General features: G+C 67.8%; 16 protein-coding genes and 1 tRNA gene. 8 read left to right on the top strand and 9 right to left on the bottom strand.

What is annotated here, in order from left to right; all coding sequences use genetic code 11:
• Positions 1 to 162: 162 nt before the first annotated feature.
• The 5 genes from ASE67_RS06775 to ASE67_RS06755 all read right to left on the bottom strand — a co-directional run bounded on the left by ASE67_RS06775 (position 163) and on the right by ASE67_RS06755 (position 4,824).
• Positions 163 to 249: transfer RNA gene (locus ASE67_RS06775), tRNA-Leu, on the bottom strand.
• A gap of 85 nt (positions 250 to 334) precedes the next feature.
• Positions 335 to 1,339 (bottom strand): DNA polymerase III subunit delta, encoded by a 1,005-nt coding sequence (holA, locus tag ASE67_RS06770; protein WP_055758231.1) that lies wholly within the window; start codon positions 1,337 to 1,339, stop codon positions 335 to 337.
• On the bottom strand, positions 1,336 to 1,821 hold the full coding sequence (lptE, locus tag ASE67_RS06765) for an LPS assembly lipoprotein LptE (RefSeq protein ID WP_055758229.1): 486 nt from the start codon (positions 1,819 to 1,821) through the stop codon (positions 1,336 to 1,338). The genes holA and lptE overlap by 4 nt, the downstream gene beginning before the upstream one ends.
• Positions 1,818 to 4,379: a leucine--tRNA ligase gene (gene leuS / locus ASE67_RS06760; RefSeq protein WP_055758226.1), complete on the bottom strand. Its 2,562-nt coding sequence runs from the start codon at positions 4,377 to 4,379 to the stop codon at positions 1,818 to 1,820. Before leuS ends, lptE begins: the two co-directional genes overlap by 4 nt.
• 10 nt (positions 4,380 to 4,389) lie before the next feature.
• The gene (locus tag ASE67_RS06755; RefSeq protein WP_055758223.1) at positions 4,390 to 4,824 is read right to left on the bottom strand and encodes a DUF3576 domain-containing protein; all 435 of its coding nucleotides are present in this window, start codon (positions 4,822 to 4,824) and stop codon (positions 4,390 to 4,392) included.
• Between the two features lie 275 nt (positions 4,825 to 5,099).
• Between ASE67_RS06755 and ASE67_RS06750 the strand changes: the two genes are divergently transcribed.
• Together ASE67_RS06750 and ASE67_RS06745 are read left to right on the top strand one after the other, a co-directional pair.
• Entirely contained in the window at positions 5,100 to 5,801 is a 702-nt protein-coding gene (locus tag ASE67_RS06750) for a hypothetical protein (protein WP_156348533.1), read from the top strand.
• Positions 5,802 to 6,002: 201 nt separating this feature from the next.
• Positions 6,003 to 6,344, top strand: a complete 342-nt coding sequence (locus ASE67_RS06745) for an immunity 8 family protein (RefSeq protein WP_055758217.1) — start codon at positions 6,003 to 6,005, stop codon at positions 6,342 to 6,344.
• Between the two features lie 297 nt (positions 6,345 to 6,641).
• Here ASE67_RS06745 and ASE67_RS06740 read toward each other — a convergent pair whose 3' ends face one another.
• Entirely contained in the window at positions 6,642 to 7,637 is a 996-nt protein-coding gene (locus ASE67_RS06740) for a ligase-associated DNA damage response exonuclease (protein ID WP_055758214.1), read from the bottom strand.
• Between the two features lie 96 nt (positions 7,638 to 7,733).
• Here ASE67_RS06740 and ASE67_RS06735 point away from each other — a divergent pair, with 96 nt between their 5' ends.
• From ASE67_RS06735 to ASE67_RS06720, 4 genes are all read left to right on the top strand, one after another.
• The gene (locus tag ASE67_RS06735; RefSeq protein WP_055758211.1) at positions 7,734 to 8,990 is read left to right on the top strand and encodes a DUF5690 family protein; all 1,257 of its coding nucleotides are present in this window, start codon (positions 7,734 to 7,736) and stop codon (positions 8,988 to 8,990) included.
• Between the two features lie 169 nt (positions 8,991 to 9,159).
• Positions 9,160 to 11,523 (top strand): TonB-dependent receptor, encoded by a 2,364-nt coding sequence (locus tag ASE67_RS06730; RefSeq protein WP_055758205.1) that lies wholly within the window; start codon positions 9,160 to 9,162, stop codon positions 11,521 to 11,523.
• A gap of 182 nt (positions 11,524 to 11,705) precedes the next feature.
• A complete protein-coding gene (locus ASE67_RS06725; protein WP_055758201.1) occupies positions 11,706 to 13,754 on the top strand; it encodes a phosphocholine-specific phospholipase C in 2,049 nt (682 codons plus the stop codon).
• Entirely contained in the window at positions 13,754 to 14,731 is a 978-nt protein-coding gene (locus tag ASE67_RS06720; protein ID WP_055758198.1) for a haloacid dehalogenase-like hydrolase, read from the top strand. Before ASE67_RS06725 ends, ASE67_RS06720 begins: the two co-directional genes overlap by 1 nt.
• Before the next feature lie 2 nt (positions 14,732 to 14,733).
• Here ASE67_RS06720 and ASE67_RS06715 read toward each other — a convergent pair whose 3' ends face one another.
• The 3 genes from ASE67_RS06715 to ASE67_RS06705 form a co-directional block, all read right to left on the bottom strand.
• On the bottom strand, positions 14,734 to 16,095 hold the full coding sequence (locus ASE67_RS06715; protein ID WP_055758195.1) for a PepSY-associated TM helix domain-containing protein: 1,362 nt from the start codon (positions 16,093 to 16,095) through the stop codon (positions 14,734 to 14,736).
• The gene (locus tag ASE67_RS06710) at positions 16,092 to 18,185 is read right to left on the bottom strand and encodes a TonB-dependent receptor (RefSeq protein WP_082456985.1); all 2,094 of its coding nucleotides are present in this window, start codon (positions 18,183 to 18,185) and stop codon (positions 16,092 to 16,094) included. Before ASE67_RS06710 ends, ASE67_RS06715 begins: the two co-directional genes overlap by 4 nt.
• A 100-nt stretch (positions 18,186 to 18,285) precedes the next feature.
• Complete coding sequence (locus tag ASE67_RS06705) at positions 18,286 to 18,732, bottom strand: hypothetical protein (RefSeq protein ID WP_200922178.1); 447 nt, start codon at positions 18,730 to 18,732, stop codon at positions 18,286 to 18,288.
• 116 nt (positions 18,733 to 18,848) lie between these two features.
• Here ASE67_RS06705 and cobT point away from each other — a divergent pair, with 116 nt between their 5' ends.
• Positions 18,849 to 20,678 carry a cobaltochelatase subunit CobT gene (gene cobT, locus ASE67_RS06700; RefSeq protein ID WP_055758189.1) on the top strand — a complete coding sequence of 610 codons (1,830 nt, stop codon included), beginning with the start codon at positions 18,849 to 18,851 and terminating at the stop codon, positions 20,676 to 20,678.
• Positions 20,675 to 20,941 (top strand): ribbon-helix-helix domain-containing protein, encoded by a 267-nt coding sequence (locus ASE67_RS06695; protein ID WP_055758186.1) that lies wholly within the window; start codon positions 20,675 to 20,677, stop codon positions 20,939 to 20,941. Before cobT ends, ASE67_RS06695 begins: the two co-directional genes overlap by 4 nt.
• The last annotated feature ends 38 nt before the right edge of the window (positions 20,942 to 20,979 follow it).

The raw sequence follows: 20,979 nt of genomic DNA, 5'->3' as shown, positions 1-20,979 counted from the left end.
ATCATAGCACGCCAGCGATGCTCACGGAATTAAGGATGTGGGAAAGTCGTCGACGCTATGGTCGGCGCGGGACCACCGTCCCGGCTTCCGTCATCAACGCCGCAGCGCTCCCGGACGGGACTTCCCGTCAAAGCGGGCCTGATGCCCGTCTTTGACCGGAAATGGTGCGGTCGAGAAGACTCGAACTTCCACGGCCTTTCGGCCACAACGACCTCAACGTTGCGCGTCTACCAGTTCCGCCACGACCGCACGTGAACACCTTGGGGTTGCCCCCTTGGCTGGCAGGAGGGTGCCCCTAGCAGCGCGTTGGCGGTCGTGCAAATGCTTTTATGCGTTATCGTCCACGCGCCGCCGCGCGGGCGATCGCGATGGCTTCGGCGGCGGTCATCACATCACCCAGGCCACTGCCCGACAACGCCGCCCGTTCGGCATCGCGCACCCGCTCCAGCGCGCGGGCGAGGCGCGGTGCGTCCCAGCGGCGCAGCGCCTGTGCGGTGGCCGCCTGTTCCTTGAAGAAGACGCGGTGGCGCTCCATCACCCGGTCGACGCTCTCGCTGTCATCGATATCGGCGCGCATCTCGGCCAGCGACAACAGTCGCCGGGCGACGCCGCGCAGCAACGGGATCGGCCCGCCCGGCATTTCGGGCAGCGCCGCCGCCGCCGCATCGCCCGCGATCATCGCACTGACGATGCCGTTCATCTCGGCATCCGCGATCGACGCGCCGATCGCGTCGAACGCCTCGCCATCGGCATCGCGCGGCCGGTCGGGCGACGCGTCGAGATACAGTGCCAGCTTTTCGATCTCGCTGGCCAGCACCGCGCGGTCCCCCGCCGTCACCGCCGCCAGCCGGTCGGGCAAATCGCCCAGCAGCCGCAGGCCGTGGTCGCGCGCCATCGCCACCGCCAGCTTCGCGGCCTGCGCCGCATCGGGCACATAGCAGGCGACGGCGACGGCGTTGAGCGAGGCGGTGACCAGCTTCACCAGCTTCGACGTACCCTTGACCGTCGGCGCGATGGCGGCGACCGGGTTGCCCGCCCGCTCGGCGGCGAGCAGCAGCGTCACCGCCTCGACCGATTCCTCGCCCATGCCGGTTACGCGGATCAGCCGTGCATCGCCAAACAGCGACATCGACGCGGCTTCATCGGCGAGCAGGCCGGGGCGGCTTTTCAGCATCGCGCCGTCCATGTCGACGCGTTCCGCCCCCTCGCCCACGCCCTTGGCCAGCCGCGCGGCCAGTGCCAGCGCACCCGCCGTATCGGGGCCGTGGAACAGGTAGAGCCGGATATCGGGGCCGGGCCGGTCGAGCTTGGCCGCGACCTGCTCGGGCCGGAGTTTCACGAGCCCGACTTGGGCAGGTTCAGCGCGATCCGGGTGACGATCTGGTCGGCGACGATCACCGACAGCCGTTCGAGCGCGGTGCGTTCGGCAGCGATGGTGGCATATTCGGAGCGCACCACATCGATGCCGGCATCCGACCCCGCCGTCGCGTCCAGCGTCACCGCGCCGTTCGACAGGTCGATCAGCTGATAGCGCGCGCGCAACGTCCGCCGTTCGCGCGTGATCGAATCGTCGCGCCGCACGCCCAAGCCGGTGATATCGTCGTCGAGCTTGATCTCCAGCCGATAGCGCGCCGGCCCTTCCGCCCGCAGCCGGTCGCGCAGGGCGTTGGCGACCAGCCAGCCATTCTGGCCCGCGATCGGCGCGACCTCGACGCCCGAGAGCGTCTGGCGCACGACCCCGCCCTCTCCGCCGGCATAGAGCGGACGCAGGCCACAACCGCCGAGCAGCAGGGCGCCAGCGAGGACGACTGCGCGGATCATGCGACGATGTTCACGAGGCGGTCGGGCACGACGATGATCTTGCGCGGCACCTTGCCCTCCAGCGCGCGGACGATCTTTTCGCTGGCGAGCGCCGCGGCCTCCGCGTCTTCCTTCGCGATACCCTTGGGCAGCACGATCGTGTCGCGCAGCTTGCCGTTCACCTGCACCGCGATGGTCGATTCGGCCTCGACCAGCATCGCCGGGTCGACCACCGGCCACGGCGCATCGGCGATCAGGCCGGTGCGTCCCAGCTGCGACCACGCCTCTTCCGCCAGATGCGGTATCATCGGGCTGACCAGCAGCAGCAGCGCGTCCATGTCGGCATCCGACATGCCCTTGGCCTTCTCCGCCTCGCCCAGCAGGGTGTAGAGCTTGGCCACTGCCTTGTTGAACTGCAGCGCGGTGATGTCGTCGGCGACGCCGGCGATGGTGCGATGGACGGCGCGGGTCAGTGCTTCCGGGCTCGAGCCGCCCGGTGCATGCGCCGCGACCAGCTTCCACACCCGCTTGACGAAGCGTTCGGCGCCTTCGATGCCGGCCTCGCTCCACGGCAGGTCGCGTTCGGGCGGGCTGTCGGACAGCATGAACCAGCGCGCGGCATCGGCACCGTAGCGATCGAGAATCGGTTCGGGATCGACCGTATTCTTCTTCGACTTCGACATCTTTTCGATGCGGCCGACGGTGACAGTTTCACCATCGGACTTGAGTACCGTGCGATCACCAACCTTCTCGACCTCGGTTGGCGAATAGAAGCCGTCAACGGTCACCATCTCGCGCGGGTTCGTACCATCCCAATCGACCACATCTTTGCGGGTCGTTCGATAGTACGTTTCGTGCGTGACCATGCCCTGCGTGAAGAGGCCGGCGAACGGCTCCTTCAGGTCGATCAGCCCGACATGGTTGAGCGCGCGCGTCCAGAAGCGGGCGTAGAGCAGGTGGAGGATCGCATGCTCGACCCCGCCGATATACTGCCCGACCGGCAGCCAGCTTTCCGCGACTGCGCGGTCAAAGGGCTTGTCGTCGGGCTGGCTGGCGAAGCGGATGAAATACCACGACGAATCGACGAAGGTGTCGAGCGTGTCGGTCTCGCGCCGCGCCGGTTTGCCGCACGCCGGGCAATCGACGTGCTTCCACGTCGCGTGGCGGTCCAGCGGGTTGCCGGGAATGTCGAACGACACGTCGTCGGGCAGTTTCACCGGCAGCTGATCGGTCGGGATCGGCACTACGCCGCAATCGTCGCAATGGACGATCGGGATCGGCGTGCCCCAGTAACGCTGGCGACTGACGCCCCAGTCGCGCAGGCGCCATACGGTCGTGCCCTTACCCCAGCCGCCGGCTTCGGCACGGTCGATCACCGCACGCTTGGCGGCGGCGACGTCCATGTCGTTGAGGAAGTCGGAGTTCACGAGGCGGCCGGGGCCGGTATAGGCTTCCGCGCCGTCGAACAGCGGATCGGTCAGGTCGCCATCGGCGACCACGCGACGGACATCGAGGCCGTATTTGCGCGCGAAATCGAGGTCGCGCTGATCGTGCGCCGGCACGCCCATTACCGCGCCGGTGCCGTAATCCATCAGCACAAAGTTCGCGATATAGACCGGCAGCTCAATGCCTGCAGCGAAGGGATGCTGCATCCGATAGCCGGTGTCGAAGCCCAGCTTTTCGGCCGTTTCCAGTTCGGCAGCGGTGGTCCCGCCCTGCTTGCACAGCTCGATGAACGCCGCGGCGTCCGGGTTCGCATCGGCCAGCGCCCGCGCGATCGGGTGATCGGCGGCGATCGCAACAAAGCTCGCGCCGAAGATCGTGTCGGGACGGGTCGAATAGACCTCGATCCGCTCACCGAACGGCGCGACCGGGGCAAAGGAGAATTGCAGCCCTTCCGACTTGCCGATCCAGTTTTCCTGCATCAACCGGACCTTGTCGGGCCACTGGTCGAGGCTTCCCAGCCCGGCGAGCAGGTCGTCGGCGAAGTCGGTGATCTTCAGGAACCACTGGCTCAGCTTGCGCTTCTCGACCAGCGCGCCCGAGCGCCAGCCGCGCCCGTCGATCACCTGTTCGTTCGCCAGCACGGTCATGTCGACCGGGTCCCAGTTGACCGCCGATTCCTTGCGATAGACGAGGCCGCCCTTGAGCAGTTCGAGGAACAGCGCCTGCTCATGCCCGTAATATTCGGGATCGCAGGTCGCGAACTCGCGGCTCCAGTCGAACGCAAGGCCCAGCCGCTTCAGCTGCGCCTTCATCGCCGCGATATTGGCGTAGGTCCACTGGCCGGGATGGACCTTCTTTTCCATCGCCGCATTTTCGGCCGGCATGCCGAAGGCGTCCCAGCCCATCGGATGCAGCACTTCATGGCCGGTCATCCGCAGGAAGCGCGCCAGCACGTCGCCCATCGTATAGTTGCGAACGTGCCCCATATGGATGCGCCCCGAGGGGTACGGGAACATCTCCAGCACATAGCGCTTGGGCTTGGACGAGTGGTCGTCGGCGACGAAAGTTTGCGCCGAGTCCCATGCGGCCTGCCAGCGGGCATCGGCCTCGGCCGGCGAAAAACGCGGGGTCATGGTCGTCGGATCAGCCCGTGATGGCCCCGCGGCGCAGGTCGCGCGCACGGGTCAGGATGATGTCTTCCAGCTTCTGCACGGTGGCGGCGGCGACCGGCGCCTCGATCCACTGGCCGCCCTGGTTCACCTGGCGCAGCGCCGCGACGCGCAGCGCGTCGGCGCGCAGGTCCTGGTCGAGGATCGTGACCGTCACCTTCGTGCGTTCGGTCGGCGTGGCCGGATTGACGTACCAGTCGGTGACGATGACGCCGCCGTTCGAATCGGTCTGGGTCAGCGGCATGAACGACAGCGTGTCGAGGCTGGCGCGCCACAGATAGCTGTTCACGCCGATCGTGGTGACCTTCGACGCGGCGAGGTCGCCCGCGACGCGGCCCTTGCCCCCGCTGCACGCGGCCATCGGCAAAGCAAGCGTTGCCAGCAACGCGATCAGCAGCGGGCGGTTCATCGGCGGTTCCTTGACTACAGGCCAATATGGCAATTCGGCCCGCTTCTATAGGAGGTGGCGCCGACCCGGCAAGCGGGTTGGTGTCGGTGGTGTCGCAACAGGCGGAAACGGCCTGTCGGTACGGATCGTGCGCAGAGGGGTGGTTTGGTCGGACAAATATGTGTGTTCGATGCAACACTGCGACGGAAAGCGACGTGGGGCGGTGGATACAGGAAACCGAATTGTGATATCGCCATTAGCGGGGAGTGAGGTTTGATATGACGGGTGGCAGGATCTTGGCTGGCATTGGACTGGGGGCGATGATCGCCGCCGGACTTGGTGCGTCGCCTGCCCTGTTCGCGCAGGAACAGCGCGCCCCGCGCGTCCTGAAGCAGCTCGACATGGACCGGATGCCGCTGGCCGGTTTCGGATCGTTCACGCCGGCATCGGCCGATCCACGACTCGCCGCCGCGCTGTCGCGCTCCGCACTCAACCCGACCGGGTTCCAGTTCACGCCGTCCGAAGGCGCCGTCATCGGCAGCCGCGCGATCAAGGCCGCCGTGCGCAGCGCCACGCTGCAGGCCGAACGCCCGACCGACCGGGTGGCCGCCGTTTCCCCGACGCTGACGCTGAACCCCGTCGCCTATAATCTGGGCGGATCGGTAGGCGGCAAGCGGCTGGCCGCGATCGGTGACCTGACCCGCCTCGACCTCGGCACGCAGCCGGGCAGCCGCGATCCGATCGGCACGGGCTATACCGCACGCAAGTTCAGCCTGCGGACGCCGGTCACCGCCGACCACGCGCTGACCGACCAGCCGAAGATGGTGGCCGATACCTCGGGCTATTCGCTCGATGGCGGCGGGTCGTACAAGCTGACCCGCAACCTCGATGTCACCGCCGGCATGCGCTATCGCACCGACCGCGAACGGATGCTGCGCGTCGCACCCGATCGCCGCGAGGGGCAGGCGGTGTATGTGGGGACCGCGTTCCGGTTCTGATTCGGGGCTTGCCGGCTCAGGGCGGCGGTTCAGATGGCTGAGCGTTGGAAGTCCGGTTTTTTGCGGTCGTAAACGGATATCGGTTGTTCGACGCGGCGTCGGACTTTCCGTCCCATCGTCAATACAAAGCCTCTGATCGAAGCGGGCGGTTCAGCACTGCCATTGCCAAGCTGTTAGCAGGCGTTCGACCAAGGTACGCGGATGCAAGCCGAACTGCGATCCTTGTTCAGTTCCGATGTCGACGATCTGCGATCCCATGCACCGGGTGAAGCCTTTTGCGTGACGCTGCGCGCCCTGATCGGACCCAGCGGCCTGCCGGGTGAGGAGTCGTTCGATTTCGAGGTCTGCTCGCCGGACTGGCTTGCCGCCGAGGTCGAACGCGACGTCCTGGTATCGGGTCGCTTCCATCTGTTCATGGCCCGGTTCGATTATGAGGCCGTCGAACGGTACGTCGCCAAACGGGTTGCGCAGGCGACCGGCACGGATTGGGCGGAGGTCGCCGCCAAGTTGGCGCGATGGTCGCGATGGGAATTTGAAGACTAGGTGGAATTTGAGCGCGAGGTCGCGTTTCCGTTTTCCTGAAAACAGCTATTCGAACGTTTCGCGCGCTGCATTGCCTTTGCCGATCGACGCAAGGCCTTGCCGACACGAGCGTCCCGCTGGACAGGTGCCGAGCTTCCGCATTTTAACGACGGCAGAGAAGAAGCGGGACCCCGGATCAAGTCCGGGGTGACGAGGATGGGGCCGGGCCGCATCACGGCATCTGTTGGCGCGCCTCGTCGATACTAGACACCCGTCAGAGCAACATCTCCGGTTCTGCCAGCGGCGACCGCCCTCCCCTCAATCATCCTCATCCTCGAACCCAACCAGGTCGAGCGCGCGTGCCTTGATCTGGCGAGTCATGCACCAGTGGACCAGCGCGTCCTCGCGGCCGTGGGTTACCCACACTTCCTTCGGCGCGATTTCGGTCAGGGTCTGGGTCAGTTCGTCCCAGTCGGCATGGTCGGACAGGATCAGCGGCAGTTCGACGCCGCGCTGGCGGGCGCGGGCGCGGACCCGCATCCAGCCGCTGGCCATCGCGGTGATCGGGTCGGGCAGCCGCCGCGACCAGCGATCGCCCAGCGCCGAGGGGGGCGCGACGATGATCCGCCCCTGCAATTCCGCCTTCGACGCGCCAGCCACCGGCCGCAACTCGCCCAGATCGACGCCCAGTTCGGCATAAAGGTCGCACAGCCGCTGCATCGCGCCGTGCAGGTAGATCGGGTCGTCGAACCCCATCGCCCGCGCCTCGGCAATCACCCGCTGCGCCTTGCCCAGCGCATAGGCACCGACCAGCACGCAGCGTTCCGGCTCCATCCGGAGCGCGGCGAGCAGCTTGTCGATCTCGTCGCGGGTCTCGGGGTGGCGGAACACCGGCAGGCCGAACGTCGCCTCGGTCACGAATACGTCGCACGGCACCGGCTGGAACGGGGCACAGGTCGGGTCGGGACGGCGTTTGTAATCGCCCGAGACGACGACGCGCTCGCCGGCATGGTCCAGTACGATCTGCGCCGATCCCAGCACATGGCCGGCGGGCACGAACGCGATATCATAGTCGCCCATGCCGATGCTCTCACCATAGGCGACCGGCACGCCGTTTTGCGGGCCATAGCGCGCCGCCATGATCGCCAGCGTTTCGGGCGTCGCCCATATCTGTCCATGGCCGCCGCGCGCATGGTCGGCATGGCCGTGGGTGATGAGCGCACGCGCGACCGGCTGCGACGGATCGATCCAGACGTCGATCGCGGGCAGGTGAATGCCGCTGGGATGCGGGGTGATCCATCGGGCAAGGGCCATGACAGCGAGATGGGGCGCGGGCGCGGCGGTGCCAAGGTCATCGAACCGACATATCGCCGGCGTAGGAGGCAAGGGTTTCGCAGCGATTGCCAGAATTTGTCGACGCCCGCCCCTTCCCGTTTTCCCCTGTTTGCGGCGGGGCTGGCCGCGTTCTGCGTGTATTTCGCGATGTACGCGTTCCGCAAACCGGTGATGGCGGTCGCCTTCGCCGATCAGCCGCCGCTGTGGCACCTGCTGGATTACAAGGCGACGCTGATCGTCGCGCAGGCGATCGGCTATGCCCTGTCGAAGATGGTCGGGGTGCGGGTCGTCGCCGAACATCGCAGCGACCGGCGTGCCATGCTGATCCTGTCGCTGGTCGGCGCGTCGTGGGCCGCGCTGCTGGGCTTTGCGCTGCTGCCCGCCTGGGCCGGGCCGCTGTGCCTGTTCCTCAACGGCCTGCCGCTCGGCATGATCTGGGGCCTCGTCATCCGCTATCTGGAGGGGCGGCGCGTGTCGGAACTGCTGGCGGCGATGCTGACCGCCAGCTTCATCCTGTCGTCCGGCGCAACGAAGACGGCGGGCGCGCTGCTGGTGCAGCACGGCGTCTCGCCCTTCTGGATGCCGGCGGTGGCGGGGCTGCTGTTCGCGCCGGTGCTGGTCGGCGCGCTGGCGGTGCTGGCGCGCACCCCGCCGCCCGATGCGCAGGACCGGGCCGAACGCGGTGTCCGCGCGCCGATGGACCGGGCGGCGCGCCATGCTTATCTGCGCGCCCATGCGCTGCCGCTGAGCGCGCTGGTGATCGGCTATACTCTCCTGACCGCGCTGCGCGATTTCCGCGACAATTTCGCCGCCGAACTGTGGGGGGAACTGGGCGACGGTGCGCCCGCCGCGATCTTTTCGCTGACCGAGATACCGGTGACGGTGGTGGTCCTCATCGGCCTCGCACTGCTGGCGATGGTGCGCAGCAACCTGCGCGCACTGATGGCGATCCATGGCGCGATCCTGTTCGGCGCACTGCTGCTATGCGCCGCGACCGCGCTGTTCCTGGCCGGGGCGATCGGGCCGGTCGCGTGGATGACGCTGATTGGCCTCGGCATCTACAGCGCCTATGCCCCGTTCAGCGCGGTGCTGTTCGACCGGATGATCTCGCTCGGCCGGTCGCCGGGCAATGCCGGCTTCCTGATCTATGTCGCCGATTCGTTCGGCTATGTCGGCAGCGTCGCGCTGTTGCTGGTGCGCGAACTGGCCGAGGGGCATGCGCGCTGGCTGGGCTTCTTCACGACCGCGACGATGGTGACCGGCATGGTGCTGGCGGTGGCGACCCTATTGTCGGGATGGTGGTTCCTTCGGCGATTTTCGCCCGAGAAATGACGTATCGGTGATGATATCGCCGCGATATCGTCAACATGTCGCCAGATATCTCGCGAATCTTCAAACATACGCACAAAAGTCACGCAGCCGTCATCATCCGCTGCCACAGGCGCTGTCGGGGGCCGAAACCGGCCGGGAACATGCGGTGGGACGCCGCAGGGGAGACAGCATGAAGTGGATGACGGGTGCGGCGATCCTCGCGATCGCGGCAATGACGACGCATGCCCAGGCGCAGACGACCGCGCCGGCCGATGCAACGCAGAACAACGATGCCGGCGGCACCGGCGGCGAGATCGTCGTGACCGGCCAGGCGACGACCTTTGCGAACACGCAGGTCACGCAGCCGATGCTCGAACGCCAATCGGCGCTGACCAGCGTCAACGACGTCATCAAGGAACTGCCCGGCGTGTTCGTGGCGGAGGGCGACGCGTTCGGTTCGTCCGACTGGGCAACCTCGATCAGCATCCGCGGGTTCAGCTCGGGCGGCGGCGGAGGCCAGCAGATCGGATCGACCATCGACGGCCTGCCCAATGGCGGATCGGGCTATGGCGGCGGATCGCGTGCCAACCGCTATCTCGACGTGCTCGACCTGAAGACGGTGATCGTGTCGCAGGGCACCGCCGACATCTCGTCGCGTTCGAACGAGGCGCTGGGCGGCACGCTCGATTACGTGACCAGCGACCCGACGCTCGACAGGCGCTACCGCTTCACGCTGGCCGGTGGCGATTTCGGCGCGCGCAAGATCTATGGCCGGGTCGATACCGGGCAGTTTGCCGGCGACACCCGCGCCTTCATCAGCGCGTCGACCAGCCGCGTGAAGGATTGGATCGGCGGATCGGGCGAGACTCGCCGCGACCATCTCGACGCGAAGTTCGTTAGCCGGATCGACCGGGTGAAGCTGACCGGCTGGGTCAGCTATGACGATGCCGACGAAGCCGAATTCGGGTCGGTCAGCCCGGAAATGTTCGCCAACGATCCGAACCACGATGCCTATACCGACAACTGGACCGGCATCCCGTATATCGACCAGGGCTATCGCTCGACCTCGCGGGCGCTCCGCCGCAACCTGTTCGGCTATCTGCGCGCCGAAACCGATCTGGGCGAGGTGAAGCTGTCGGGTGCGGCCTATTACCACCGGATGCGCGGGCGTGGCGACTTCGCGCCGCCCTATCTGGTCGATGTGCGCAACGACGGCACCGGCAATCCGGAGAGCGAGTTCACCGGCAGCCAGCCGACGATGATCGGCGGCGGCAATCTCGGCCGCTATTATTTCGTGACGCCGACGGGGGCGAAGGCGACGTTCCTGACCGGATGCCAGGGCACCGCGCTGGTCCCGGCAGTCTATTCGGCCAGCTGCTATGCGGCGGGATCGACCCCGGTCATGTCGTATCGCCACACCCATTACGAAAACGACCGGGGCGGCCTGAACGCCGATGCGGCGTGGACCCATGATTTCGGCGGGATCGAGAACACGGTGCGCGGCGGCCTGTGGTGGGAACGCGGCCGCGCCAACCAGCTGCGCGACTGGCACAAGATCACCAACGCGATCGTCGGCCCGGCGTTCGACGGCAAACCCTATTACCAGCAGTTCAGCACCGACTATGACCTCGACGAGATCATGTATTATGTCGAGGACGTGGTGAATGTCGGCCCGCTGACCGCGCGGTTCGGCGTGAAGCAGTTCTTCCTCGACCAGCGTCGGGCGGAATTGTTGAACGACCGCGCAGTGACGAAGCTCAGTTCGAACAGCCGCCCGCTGATTTCGACCGGCATCGTCTATCACGCGCCGGTCGACGGGCTGGAGGCATTTGCCGGCTATTCGCAGAATTTCGCCGCGATCGGCAACGGACCGCTGGGCGAACCACGCGAGGTGATCGCCCGGATCAAGCCGGAAACCGCCAACAACCTGGAAATCGGTGCACGCTATTCGACCGGCCGGGTCAAGGCGTCGCTCACCGCCTATGACATCAAGTTCAGCAACCGCATCCAGTCGATCTCGGCCAATCTGGTCACCGGCATCGATTATCTGGAGGAACAGGACAGCGTCTATCTGAACGTCGGCGGGATCAAGAGCCGGGGGATCGAGGCCGCGCTGGCCTATCGCGTGACGCAGGGGCTGACCCTGTCGGGCAACTATACGTACAACCACGCCACGTATCTGGGCACGGGTAATGCCGCGCAGGACGCCGATATCGGCGTGACGCCGGGGCGGCAGGTCATCAATTCGCCGCGCAACATGTGGGTCGCGGCGGCCGATTACGTACACGGCGTCTTCAAGGTCGGTGGTGCGGCCAAGTTCGTCGGCGACCGCTTCATCGGCAGCGACGGGACGGCCACCGCGCCGAACTTCACCACGGTCGACGCCTATGCCGGGATCGATCTGGGCGAGGTGAATGCGGTGATGAAGGGCATGGCGCTGACGGTACAGGCGACCAACCTGACCGATCGTCGCTATCTGGCGGGTGCGGACGGGGGTTCGGCGTTCCTCGGAACGCCACGCACCGTGTCGGCGGCGCTGACGTTCGACTTCTGAGCAACCCGCCTTCGGAGCCACAAAGCCGTTCGTGCTGAGTAGGGGCTGAGCTTGTCGAAGACCCGTATCGAAGTATCTGTCCCAGGTCCTTCGATACGCCATTTCGACAAGCTCAATGGCACCTCAGGACGAACGGTGTTGTTTGATCTGCTGACGATTGCGGTTCACCCAAAGGACATTCCATGGTCGACCTGTCGCGCCGCACGCTCCTGTCCACCGGGGCCGCCCTTGCCGGGGCGGCGGCGCTGCCCGCGTCGATCGCGCGGGCGGCTGCGATCGCGCCCGACCGGCGCACCGGCACGATCGCCGATGTGGCGCATGTCGTGATCCTCGCGCAGGAGAATCGCGGGTTCGACCATTATTTCGGGACGTTGAAGGGGGTTCGCGGATTTGGCGATCGCCTGCCCATCCCGACCCCGGCCGGCAATGTGTGGCAACAGGTCGACCGAACCGGCAAGGACGGCCCGCGCACCATCACCCCCTTCCACCTCGACACCCGCCGCCAGTTCGAACTGATGCGGATGGAGGGCACGCCGCACGCCTGGCCCGATGCGCAGCGCGCGTGGGACGAGGGCCGCATGGCGCATTGGCCCGAGGCCAAGCACCCACGCGCGATGGGCCATTATGCCCGCGCCGATATCCCGTTCCAGTTCGCGCTGGCCGAGGCGTTCACGCTCTGCGACGCCTATCACTGCGCGGTGCAGACCGGCACCAACACCAACCGCCTGTTCCTGTGGAGCGGCACCAACGATCCCGCCGGCACCCATGGCGGCCCCGCCATCGGCAATTCGCACGACGAGTTCGTCGAAAAGGGCGGCGCGTCCGATCCCTATCGCTGGACCACCACGGTCGAGCGGCTGCAGGCGGCGGGGGTCGACTGGCGCATCTATCAGGACATGGACGATAATTTCACCGACAACCCGCTGGTCGGCTTCGCGGCGTTTCGCGATGCCCATGCCGGGCGCGGCGATCCTGCGCTGAAGGACCGGGCGCTCACCACGCGCAGGCCGGACCAGTTGAAGGCCGATGTGCTGGCCGGCCGCCTGCCGCAAGTGTCCTACGTCATCGCCACCGCCGCCGGTTCCGAACATCCGGGTCCCTCCAGCCCGGCGCAGGGCGCGGACTATATCGCGCAGGTGCTCGACGCACTGACCGCCGATCCGACGGTGTGGGCACGCACCGTGCTGCTGGTGATGTTCGACGAGAATGACGGGTTCTTCGACCATATGCCGCCGCCCGCCCCGCCGTCGCGCGGGGCGGATGGTACGCTGCTGGGCGGAGCGACCGTCGACCTGGCCGGTGCCTATCATGACGTGCCGAGCATCGGCGACAAGGATATCGACCGGTCCGAATATCGCGGCCGTCCCTACGGGTTGGGGCCACGCGTGCCGCTCTACGCCATCTCGCCATGGAGCCGGGGCGGCTGGGTCAATTCGCAGGTGTTCGACCACACATCGGTCATCCGCTTCCTCGAAACCCGCTTCGGCTTTCACGAACCCAATATCGCACCGTGGCGGCGGGCGGTGTGCGGCGACCTGACCAGCGCCTTCGACTTCGCCGCCCGCGACGATGCGCCGCCGCGCCTGCCCGATCCGGGCGAGGATGCCCGCCGTGCCGCCGCGCTGAAGGGACAGGTCGATCCCCCCGCCCCGCCCGCCGCCGCGCCGTGGCAGGAAGCGGGCGTGCGCCGCTCGCGCCCGCTGCCCTATCGCCTCGAGGTGACCGATCGTGTTGCGGCGGACGGCATGACGCTGCGCTTTGCCGCCGAGGGCGCGGGCGCGGTGTTCCATGTCTATGACCGCCACGCGCTCGACCAGCCGCCGCGCCGCTATGTCGTCGGCGCGGGCGACCGGATCGAAGGGGCGTGGCGCTTCGACGCGAACGGTCGCTACGACCTGTGGGTGCTGGGGCCGAACGGCTTCCACCGCCATTTCGCGGGCACGCAGGGGGATGCCCTGCCCCCGGTCGCGGGAGCGGTCGGCGATGCCGGCCTGACACTCACCCTTCCCACCGCCGGGTTTCGCCTGCGCCGCCTGACCCCCGGCGGCGGCGCGGCGGAGGAGGCGCTCGCCCCCGGCCGCCATCGCTGGTCGCTCGAACAGGCGCTCGGCTGGTACGACGTGACGCTGACCCATGGCGCGCACCCCGCCTATCGCCGCCGCCTTGCCGGCCGGCACGACCGCGCCGGCCGGGCGAGCGTCAGCGATCCCTTTGTCGAAAGCCTGTCGTGATGCCGCTGCCCTTGTTCGCCCTCATGCTCGCCACCGCCACGCCGTGGCCCGCCCCGGCGCAGGCCGAACTCGACCGCGCGGTCGCGGCGGCGCGGCCGGGCGACTATGCGGTGTTCGATGCCGACGGTACGCTGTGGAGCAGCGATATCGAGGAAGCGGGCATCGCGTTCTTCGAACAACGCGGCTGGTTGTCGATCGACCGCCTGCCCCCCGAACTGCGCCCGATCCCGGTGGCGGCGGGCGAGAGCCTGTACGGCTATTACCGACGGCTGTGCGATTTCGATGCGAAGCTGTGCCTGCCATGGAGCGCGCAGGTCTTTGCCGGGCAGGATCTGGGCCTGCTGAAACAGCGGTTCGACGCGCTGCTCGCGCACCGCGGCGGCATCCCGGTGCGCTATCTGCTGGACGGCAAGCCGGTCGAGGAGCGGATCGAGCCCCCCCGCATCTATGCCGCGCAACGCGCGCTGGTCGCCGCGCTGACGGCAAAGGGCGTGGCGGTCTATATCGTCAGCGCGTCGCAGGAGGAGGTGGTACGCATGGTCGCCTCCGACCCGCGCTATGGCCTGTCGATCCCGCCCGAACGGGTGATCGGCACGTCGATGCTGCTGCGCGACGGTGCCGGCGCGATCTCCACCGCGCGCCGCGATATCGCGCAGGGGCTGGCGGCGGCGCCCGGTTACTGGTCCGCCCGTGGCGCGCTCATCCCCACTACCACGCTGTGGTCGCCATCGCCGTGGCAGGAGGGCAAGGTCGCCGCGATCCTCGCCTGTATCGACCCGGTGCGCCGGCCGATGCTGGTCGCGGGCGACAGCGGCAGCGACTGGGCGATGCTGTTCCATTCGGGCGGCGTGCGGCTGTGGATGGATCACGACGCGCCGACCACCGCCCGCCTGCGCGCGACGCGCACCGCACGCGGCGGCGAAGCGGCGCGGCGCTGGATTGAGGTCGACCGGCGCGCGCTGGCGCCGGTCGACTGAATTCAGGCGACGGCAGGGCGGCGCAACGCCACCACGATCCGATCGATCGCCGCCAGCACCAGCAGCGATGCCCCGAACAGCGGCAGGACCACGCCCGACACGACCAGCAGCGTGATCGCGCCGCGCAGTCGCGCCCCGCTGACCGGCGGCGGCGCGGCCAGTGTCCCGCGCGGTCGCCGACGCCACCACATCGTCACCCCGCTGACGACCAGCAGGACGATGGCGATGCACGGAAGCAGCATCAGCAGCTGGTTGGGCAGCCCGAAATAGCGGCCCATATGGATCTGCACGCCCAGCTCCACCGCCTTTGCCCCGACGCCATAGCGATCCCAGCCATTGGTCCACAGCAGCCGCCCCGACCAGCGATCGAACTGCAAGGTCCGCTGCCCCTCCGGTTGCCGGGGCGTGACCATCACGGTGTAGATGCCGGTCGGGCCGGCGGGCAGGTACAGCCGATAGCCGCCGATGATCCCCGCCGCCCGTGCCTTGGCGGCGATCGCATCGGTGCCGGTGATGGCGGCGGGATCGGCCATGGCGCTGTGGTGCGCGCCGCCGCCATGGTCGGCATGGGCCGGGTCGGATGTCGGCATCGGTGCCGTCGCCTGGCTCCACGGCACCTCGCCCAGCGTTGCCATCGGCGCGCTGTGCGGGGCTTCGTGGCCGAAGCGCGCGGCCTCGTTCCCGATACCCAGCGCGGTAAACGCGCCGCGCACCAGCGGCCCCTCCACCACTGCCCACGGCAGGCCGGTCAGCAGCAGGAATGCGATCAGCGCGACACTCCACACGCCGGTCACCGCATGCAGGTCGCGCCAGAAGACCCGGCCCCGTGCCCTGAGGCGCGGCCACAGCACCCCGGCCAGCGACCGCCGCCCCCGCGGCCACCACAGGAACAGCCCCGACACGATCAGCATCAGCGCCCAGCACGCCGCCAGCTCGACCACCGCATCCCCCCATGGGCCAAAGGTCAGCGACCCGTGCATCACATCGGCGAACCCGACCAGCGTGTGGGTATAGACATAGCTGCCCAGCGCCCGCGCCGATGCCGGATCGACCATCACCTGGCGCGGTTCGCCGCTGGCCGCATCGATCCACACCTTGGCCGGGCGGTCGGGCGCGTCGGGCAGGTCGATCCGCGTCGGGACGCCGGGCACTGCCCGCACCGCCGCCGCGATCATCCGCGACGGGGGCAGCGCGCGGGCGACCGGGGCCACGACCTGAAGATCGGGCATCAGCGCATCGTTCAGCTCGTCCTTGAACAGGTAGATCGCACCGGTAATGCTCAGAATCAGCAGGAATGGTGCGACGATCAGCCCGGCATAGAAATGCCAGCGCCAGATCGTGCGATAGAGGCGTGCGTCGCTCATGACCGCGCTCCGAACCGATAGCCGACCCGCACCGACAGGGTGCGCGGATCGCCCGGATAGACGAAATTCGCGCCACCATTGGCGGTGTAATAGGTTGCATCGCCGACATTGGTCAGCATCGCGTCGATCCGCACCGGCCCGACCTCGCTCCCCAGCCCCAGATCGAACAGCGTATAGCTATCGAGCGTCACCGGGCTGCCGTTTACCAGCCGTCGCGCGCCGACATGATAGGCCCCGCCGCGCAGCTCGACCGGGCCCAGCGCCACGCGGGTCGATGCGGTGGCGCTGTGTTCGGGCGTGTCGCCCAGCCGCGCATCCCGCATCGCCGCCGTCGTCGTGCGCGTCACCCGCCCGTCGAGATACGCATAGCCGCCCTGCAGCCACCAGCCATCGACCGGGGTCCATTCGCCCTCGACCTCGACGCCTTGCACCTGCAACTGCCCTTCCTGCACCTGAAAGTTCACATCGGCCGGATCGGTCACCGCCACATCGTTGCGGCGGATGCGGAATGCCGACAGGCTGGCGCGCAGCCGGTCGCGGGTCAGGCGGATGCCCGCCTCGACCTGATCCGATGTTTCGGGCCGGAACGGCGATCCGTCGCGGCTGCGCGATCCAACCACGGCGTCCACGTCGAACCCCTTGTTATAGCCCCCGAACAGCGACCAGCCGCCGCCGATCCGCCATGTTGTGCCCAGCTGCCAAGTGGTGTTCGCGATCGTATCGGCATCGCGGGTCGTGCCCGCCGGCGTCGTGCGCAGGTTTTCGTAATCGAACACCGAATGGCGCACGCCCGCGACGACGTTCCACGCATCGGTCAGCGCGATCTGGTCCTGCGCATAGGCTGCAAAGCCGTCGACCTTGCCCTGCGTGAAGAAGCTGAACGCCAGCCGGGGCTGCCGCGTGGCATAGCTATAGACCGGGTTCAGCGCATCGATCGGCGCGATATCGCCGGCGACGATATCGAACTGGCGAAAGGTTGGGCGCTCGGCGCTGTGTTCGATCCCGAACAACAGGCTGTGGTCGATGCCCAGCGTCGTGGCATGGCCGCTCAGGTCAAGCTGCCCGATCATATAGCGATCCGCCTCGCGCCCGCGCCGGCCGTTGCGCTGGATGCGCGTCGGCTGGACGCTGACGGGGCCGAGCAGCCGCACCTGGTCGAGCGAGGTGTTGAACTCCGAATATTGGAAGCGCGGGGTCAGCGCCCACCCCGCTCCCATGTCGAACGCCACCCACGCCTGGATCAGCGGTGCGTCGGCGATCAGGTCGGTAAAGTTCGGCTCCCCCAGGAACGCCGATCGCCGCACCGTCGCCACGCCATTGCCGCGCACCGTGCCGACCACCGGCAGCCCCGGATTGTTGGCGGTGGTGCGCCGGACATATTCGGCGACCAGATGCGCCGACACCGATGTGCTCGGCCGCCATGCCAGCGTCAGCGCGACATTCTCGCGGTCCATATCCTGAACATCGACGGAGGTGCCCGACCGCTCGACCTCCACGGTCAGGCGAATGGCGAGCGTGTCGGTGACCGGGGTCGACAGGTCGACCGTCGCCATCTTCTGCCCGTACATGCCGCCGGTCAGCGCCACCGATCCTTGCGCGGCATCGGTCGGCTGCTTGGTGATGATCGACAGGATGCCGCCCACCCCCGACTGGCCGTACAGCACGGCGGACGGCCCTTTCAGCACCTCGACCCGCGCGATGTTCGACAGGGCGGAGGCGTCGACATCCTCGTAATAACGCTGGCGGATGCCGTTGCGCATCTGGTCCGCGACGAACCCGCGAATCTTCAGGCCGAAGCTCTGGTAGCGCGACACGCGGCTGCCGCCGATATTGGCCGACGGCACCGCGCGCAGCGCATCACCGACGCTGCGCACCCCGCGCGCGATCAGTTCCTCCTCGTCCAGCAGCTGGATCGATTGCGGCACGCGGTCGATCGGAATGCCCGACTTCGCGCCGAAATCCCCCGCCTTGGTGCCGGTGACGACGATCGTGTCGTCGCGAACCGGTTCGCGCGCATCGTCGCGCCCCTGCGCCTGCGCCACCGGCGCAAGGCACAGCATGGCCGCCGACGCGGCCCATATGGATGACATGAAAACTACCCCTGAACGCTTCAGGCGGCGGGCCACGACCAACCGCCGCACGCCATCGCGTGCAAAATACCGACGCGCCTGCCAGACGCATCGAACGGGATCAGGCGATAGCGGGCGGCCCGCGCAGCGGCGGCCGCAGCCTGACCGCCCGCCGTACCGGAAGCGCCACGACAACGCGCACGCCCAGTGCCAGGACAAAGGCGATGGCGATCGCCAGCACCACCGGATCGGCCCCACCAAGCGACGGCGCGCTCAACCCCGAAAAGGCGCAGGGCTGCGGCTTGTTGTCGTGCTGGCCGCCGTCCTTCGGGGCATGACCGCCATGCTCGGCACCCATGGCCGCGCCATGGTCCATCCCGGCCATCGCCGGCGCTGCCATGACGGGCGGCACGGGGCCAAATCCCGAACACAGCGCAATGACGACGCGCCCCTCGACCAGCATCGGCATGAACCCCGCGGGCACCACCGCCTTCATCGCCAACGCCACGACAATCACCAAAGCCGCCAGTGCGTTATGGGTCAGGAACAGGCGGCGAAAGCGGGACACCGCGCGGTAGTAGCGGAGCGGGTGGCGGTTGTCATGATGGTTCCCCGCACCCCATTGCCCCAACGGGTCGCACCACCCCCTTGCCCTGACACCGCCCAATCCCCAAAGCAGGCGGCATGGCACAGGAATCCCCACTCGACCGGTTTCGCGACGTCCTGCGCGGCACTTCGCGCGCGATTGCCGAGGAGCCGGAGGTGGAGCTGGGCTTCACCGCCGACGCGCCGGTCGCCTCGGGCAAGCATATCAAGGTGCCGATGCCCGCCCGTGCGCTGCCGGCGGACCAGGTGGCGGAGGCGCGCGGCCTTGCCGACGGCTTCGCGCTGAAGATGCGCTACCACGACACCGCGCTTCATGCCCGCGCCGCACCCGGCGATGCGGTGGCGCGTGCGGTGTTCGATGCGGTCGAACAGGCGCGGGTCGATGCGGTCGGGTCGGCGGGCTATGACGGGATCGCCGACAATCTCGACCGCGCGCTCGACCTGCGGATGCGATCGGACCCGATCACGCGGGCGCGGACGCGGGCCGAAGTGCCGCTGTCGACCGCCGTCCAGTTGATGGTGCGCGAACGGCTGACCGGGCGGCTGCCGCCTGCCGCCGCCATTCCCGCCATGACGCTGATTACCGACTGGATCGAGGCGCGCGCGGGGTCGCAGCTCGATGCCCTGTCCGCGCTGACCGACGACCAGGCGGCGTTCGGGCGCGGCATCACCCGCATCCTGCAGGACCTTGAACTGGTCGAGGGCGAGGTCGAGCCCGAACAGGCCGATGACGGCGGCGACGATTCGGAAGGGGAGAACGAGGAAACCCCGCAGGACGACGGCGACGACGAAGGCGAGCAGCAGGGTGGCGAGGGCCAAGTCGAAGCACGCGGCGAGGATCGCAGCGACGATCAGGCCGAAGCCCGCTCCGACGACATGTCGGAAGACGTCGATGCCGAGGGCGACGACATGGCCGATGGCGAGGATGAGGGCGGCATGATGCCGGTGCGTCCCAACCGCCCGTTCGCCGACCTGAACGCGCAGTTCGACTATCGCGCCTTCACCACCAAGTTCGACGAGGTGATCGCCGCGACCGAACTGTGCGACGCCGACGAGCTGGAACGGCTGCGCGCCTATCTCGACCAGCAACTCGTGCAGTTGCAGGGGGTCGTAACCAAGCTCGCCAACCGGTTGCAGCGCCGGCTGATGGCGCAACAATCGCGGTCGTGGGATTTCGACCAGGAAGAAGGGTTGCTCGATGCCGCGCGGCTGGCGCGCGTGGTCATCAACCCGGCGCAGTCGCTGAGCTACAAGATCGAGCGCGATACCGAGTTTCGCGATACCGTCGTCACGCTGCTGATCGACAATTCAGGCTCGATGCGCGGCCGCCCGATCGGCATCGCCGCGATCAGCGCCGACATCCTTGCCCGCACGCTCGAACGGGTGGGCGTAAAGGTCGAAATTCTCGGCTTCACCACCCGCGCGTGGAAGGGCGGGCAAGCCCGAGAGGCATGGCTGGCCGCCGGTCGCCCGCCCCAACCCGGCCGCCTCAACGATCTGCGCCACATCGTCTACAAACAGGCCGACGAGCCGTGGCGCCGCGCGAAGAAATCGCTCGGCCTGATGATGCGCGAAGGACTGCTGAAGGAGAATATCGACGGCGAGGCGCTGTTGTGGGCCCATGGCCGACTGATCGCCCGGCCCGAGGATCGCAAGGTGCTGATGGTCATCTCCGACGGTGCGCCGGTCGATGACTCCACCCTGTCGGTCAATTCCGGCAGCTATCTGGAACGGCATTTGCGGCAGGTGATCGCCTATATCGAGGGCAAGTCGCCGGTCGAACTGGTCGCGATCGGCATCGGCCACGACGTCACCCGCTGGTACAACCGCGCCGTCACGATCATGGATGCCGAGCAGCTGGCGGGTACGATGATCGAGCAGCTCGCCTCGCTGTTCGACACCCCATGAAGCCCGCCGCCCCGCCCGGCGGCTTTCGCGGGCCGGTGAAGCGGTCGATCACCATCGCCGGTCACGCGACCTCGATCAGCCTCGAACCCGGATTCTGGACGGCGCTGGAGGATGCGGCGGCGCGGCGGTCGCTGCCGCTGTCGGCGCTGGTCGCGGCGATCGACGGGTTGCGGATCGAAGGCGACGATCCACCGAACCTTGCCAGCGCGATCCGGTCATGGTTGCTGGGCGAGGTGGGCAACGTCCGTCCGGTTCAACCCTGACACTTTCTTCGTTATTCCCGCCTACGCGAGAGTGACGA

The sequence above is a fragment of the Sphingomonas sp. Leaf23 genome, assembly GCF_001421585.1.
Lineage (GTDB): Bacteria > Pseudomonadota > Alphaproteobacteria > Sphingomonadales > Sphingomonadaceae > Sphingomonas.
Note: the sequence above shows the minus strand (reverse complement) of the source record. Positions and strands in the feature narration are given on the sequence as shown.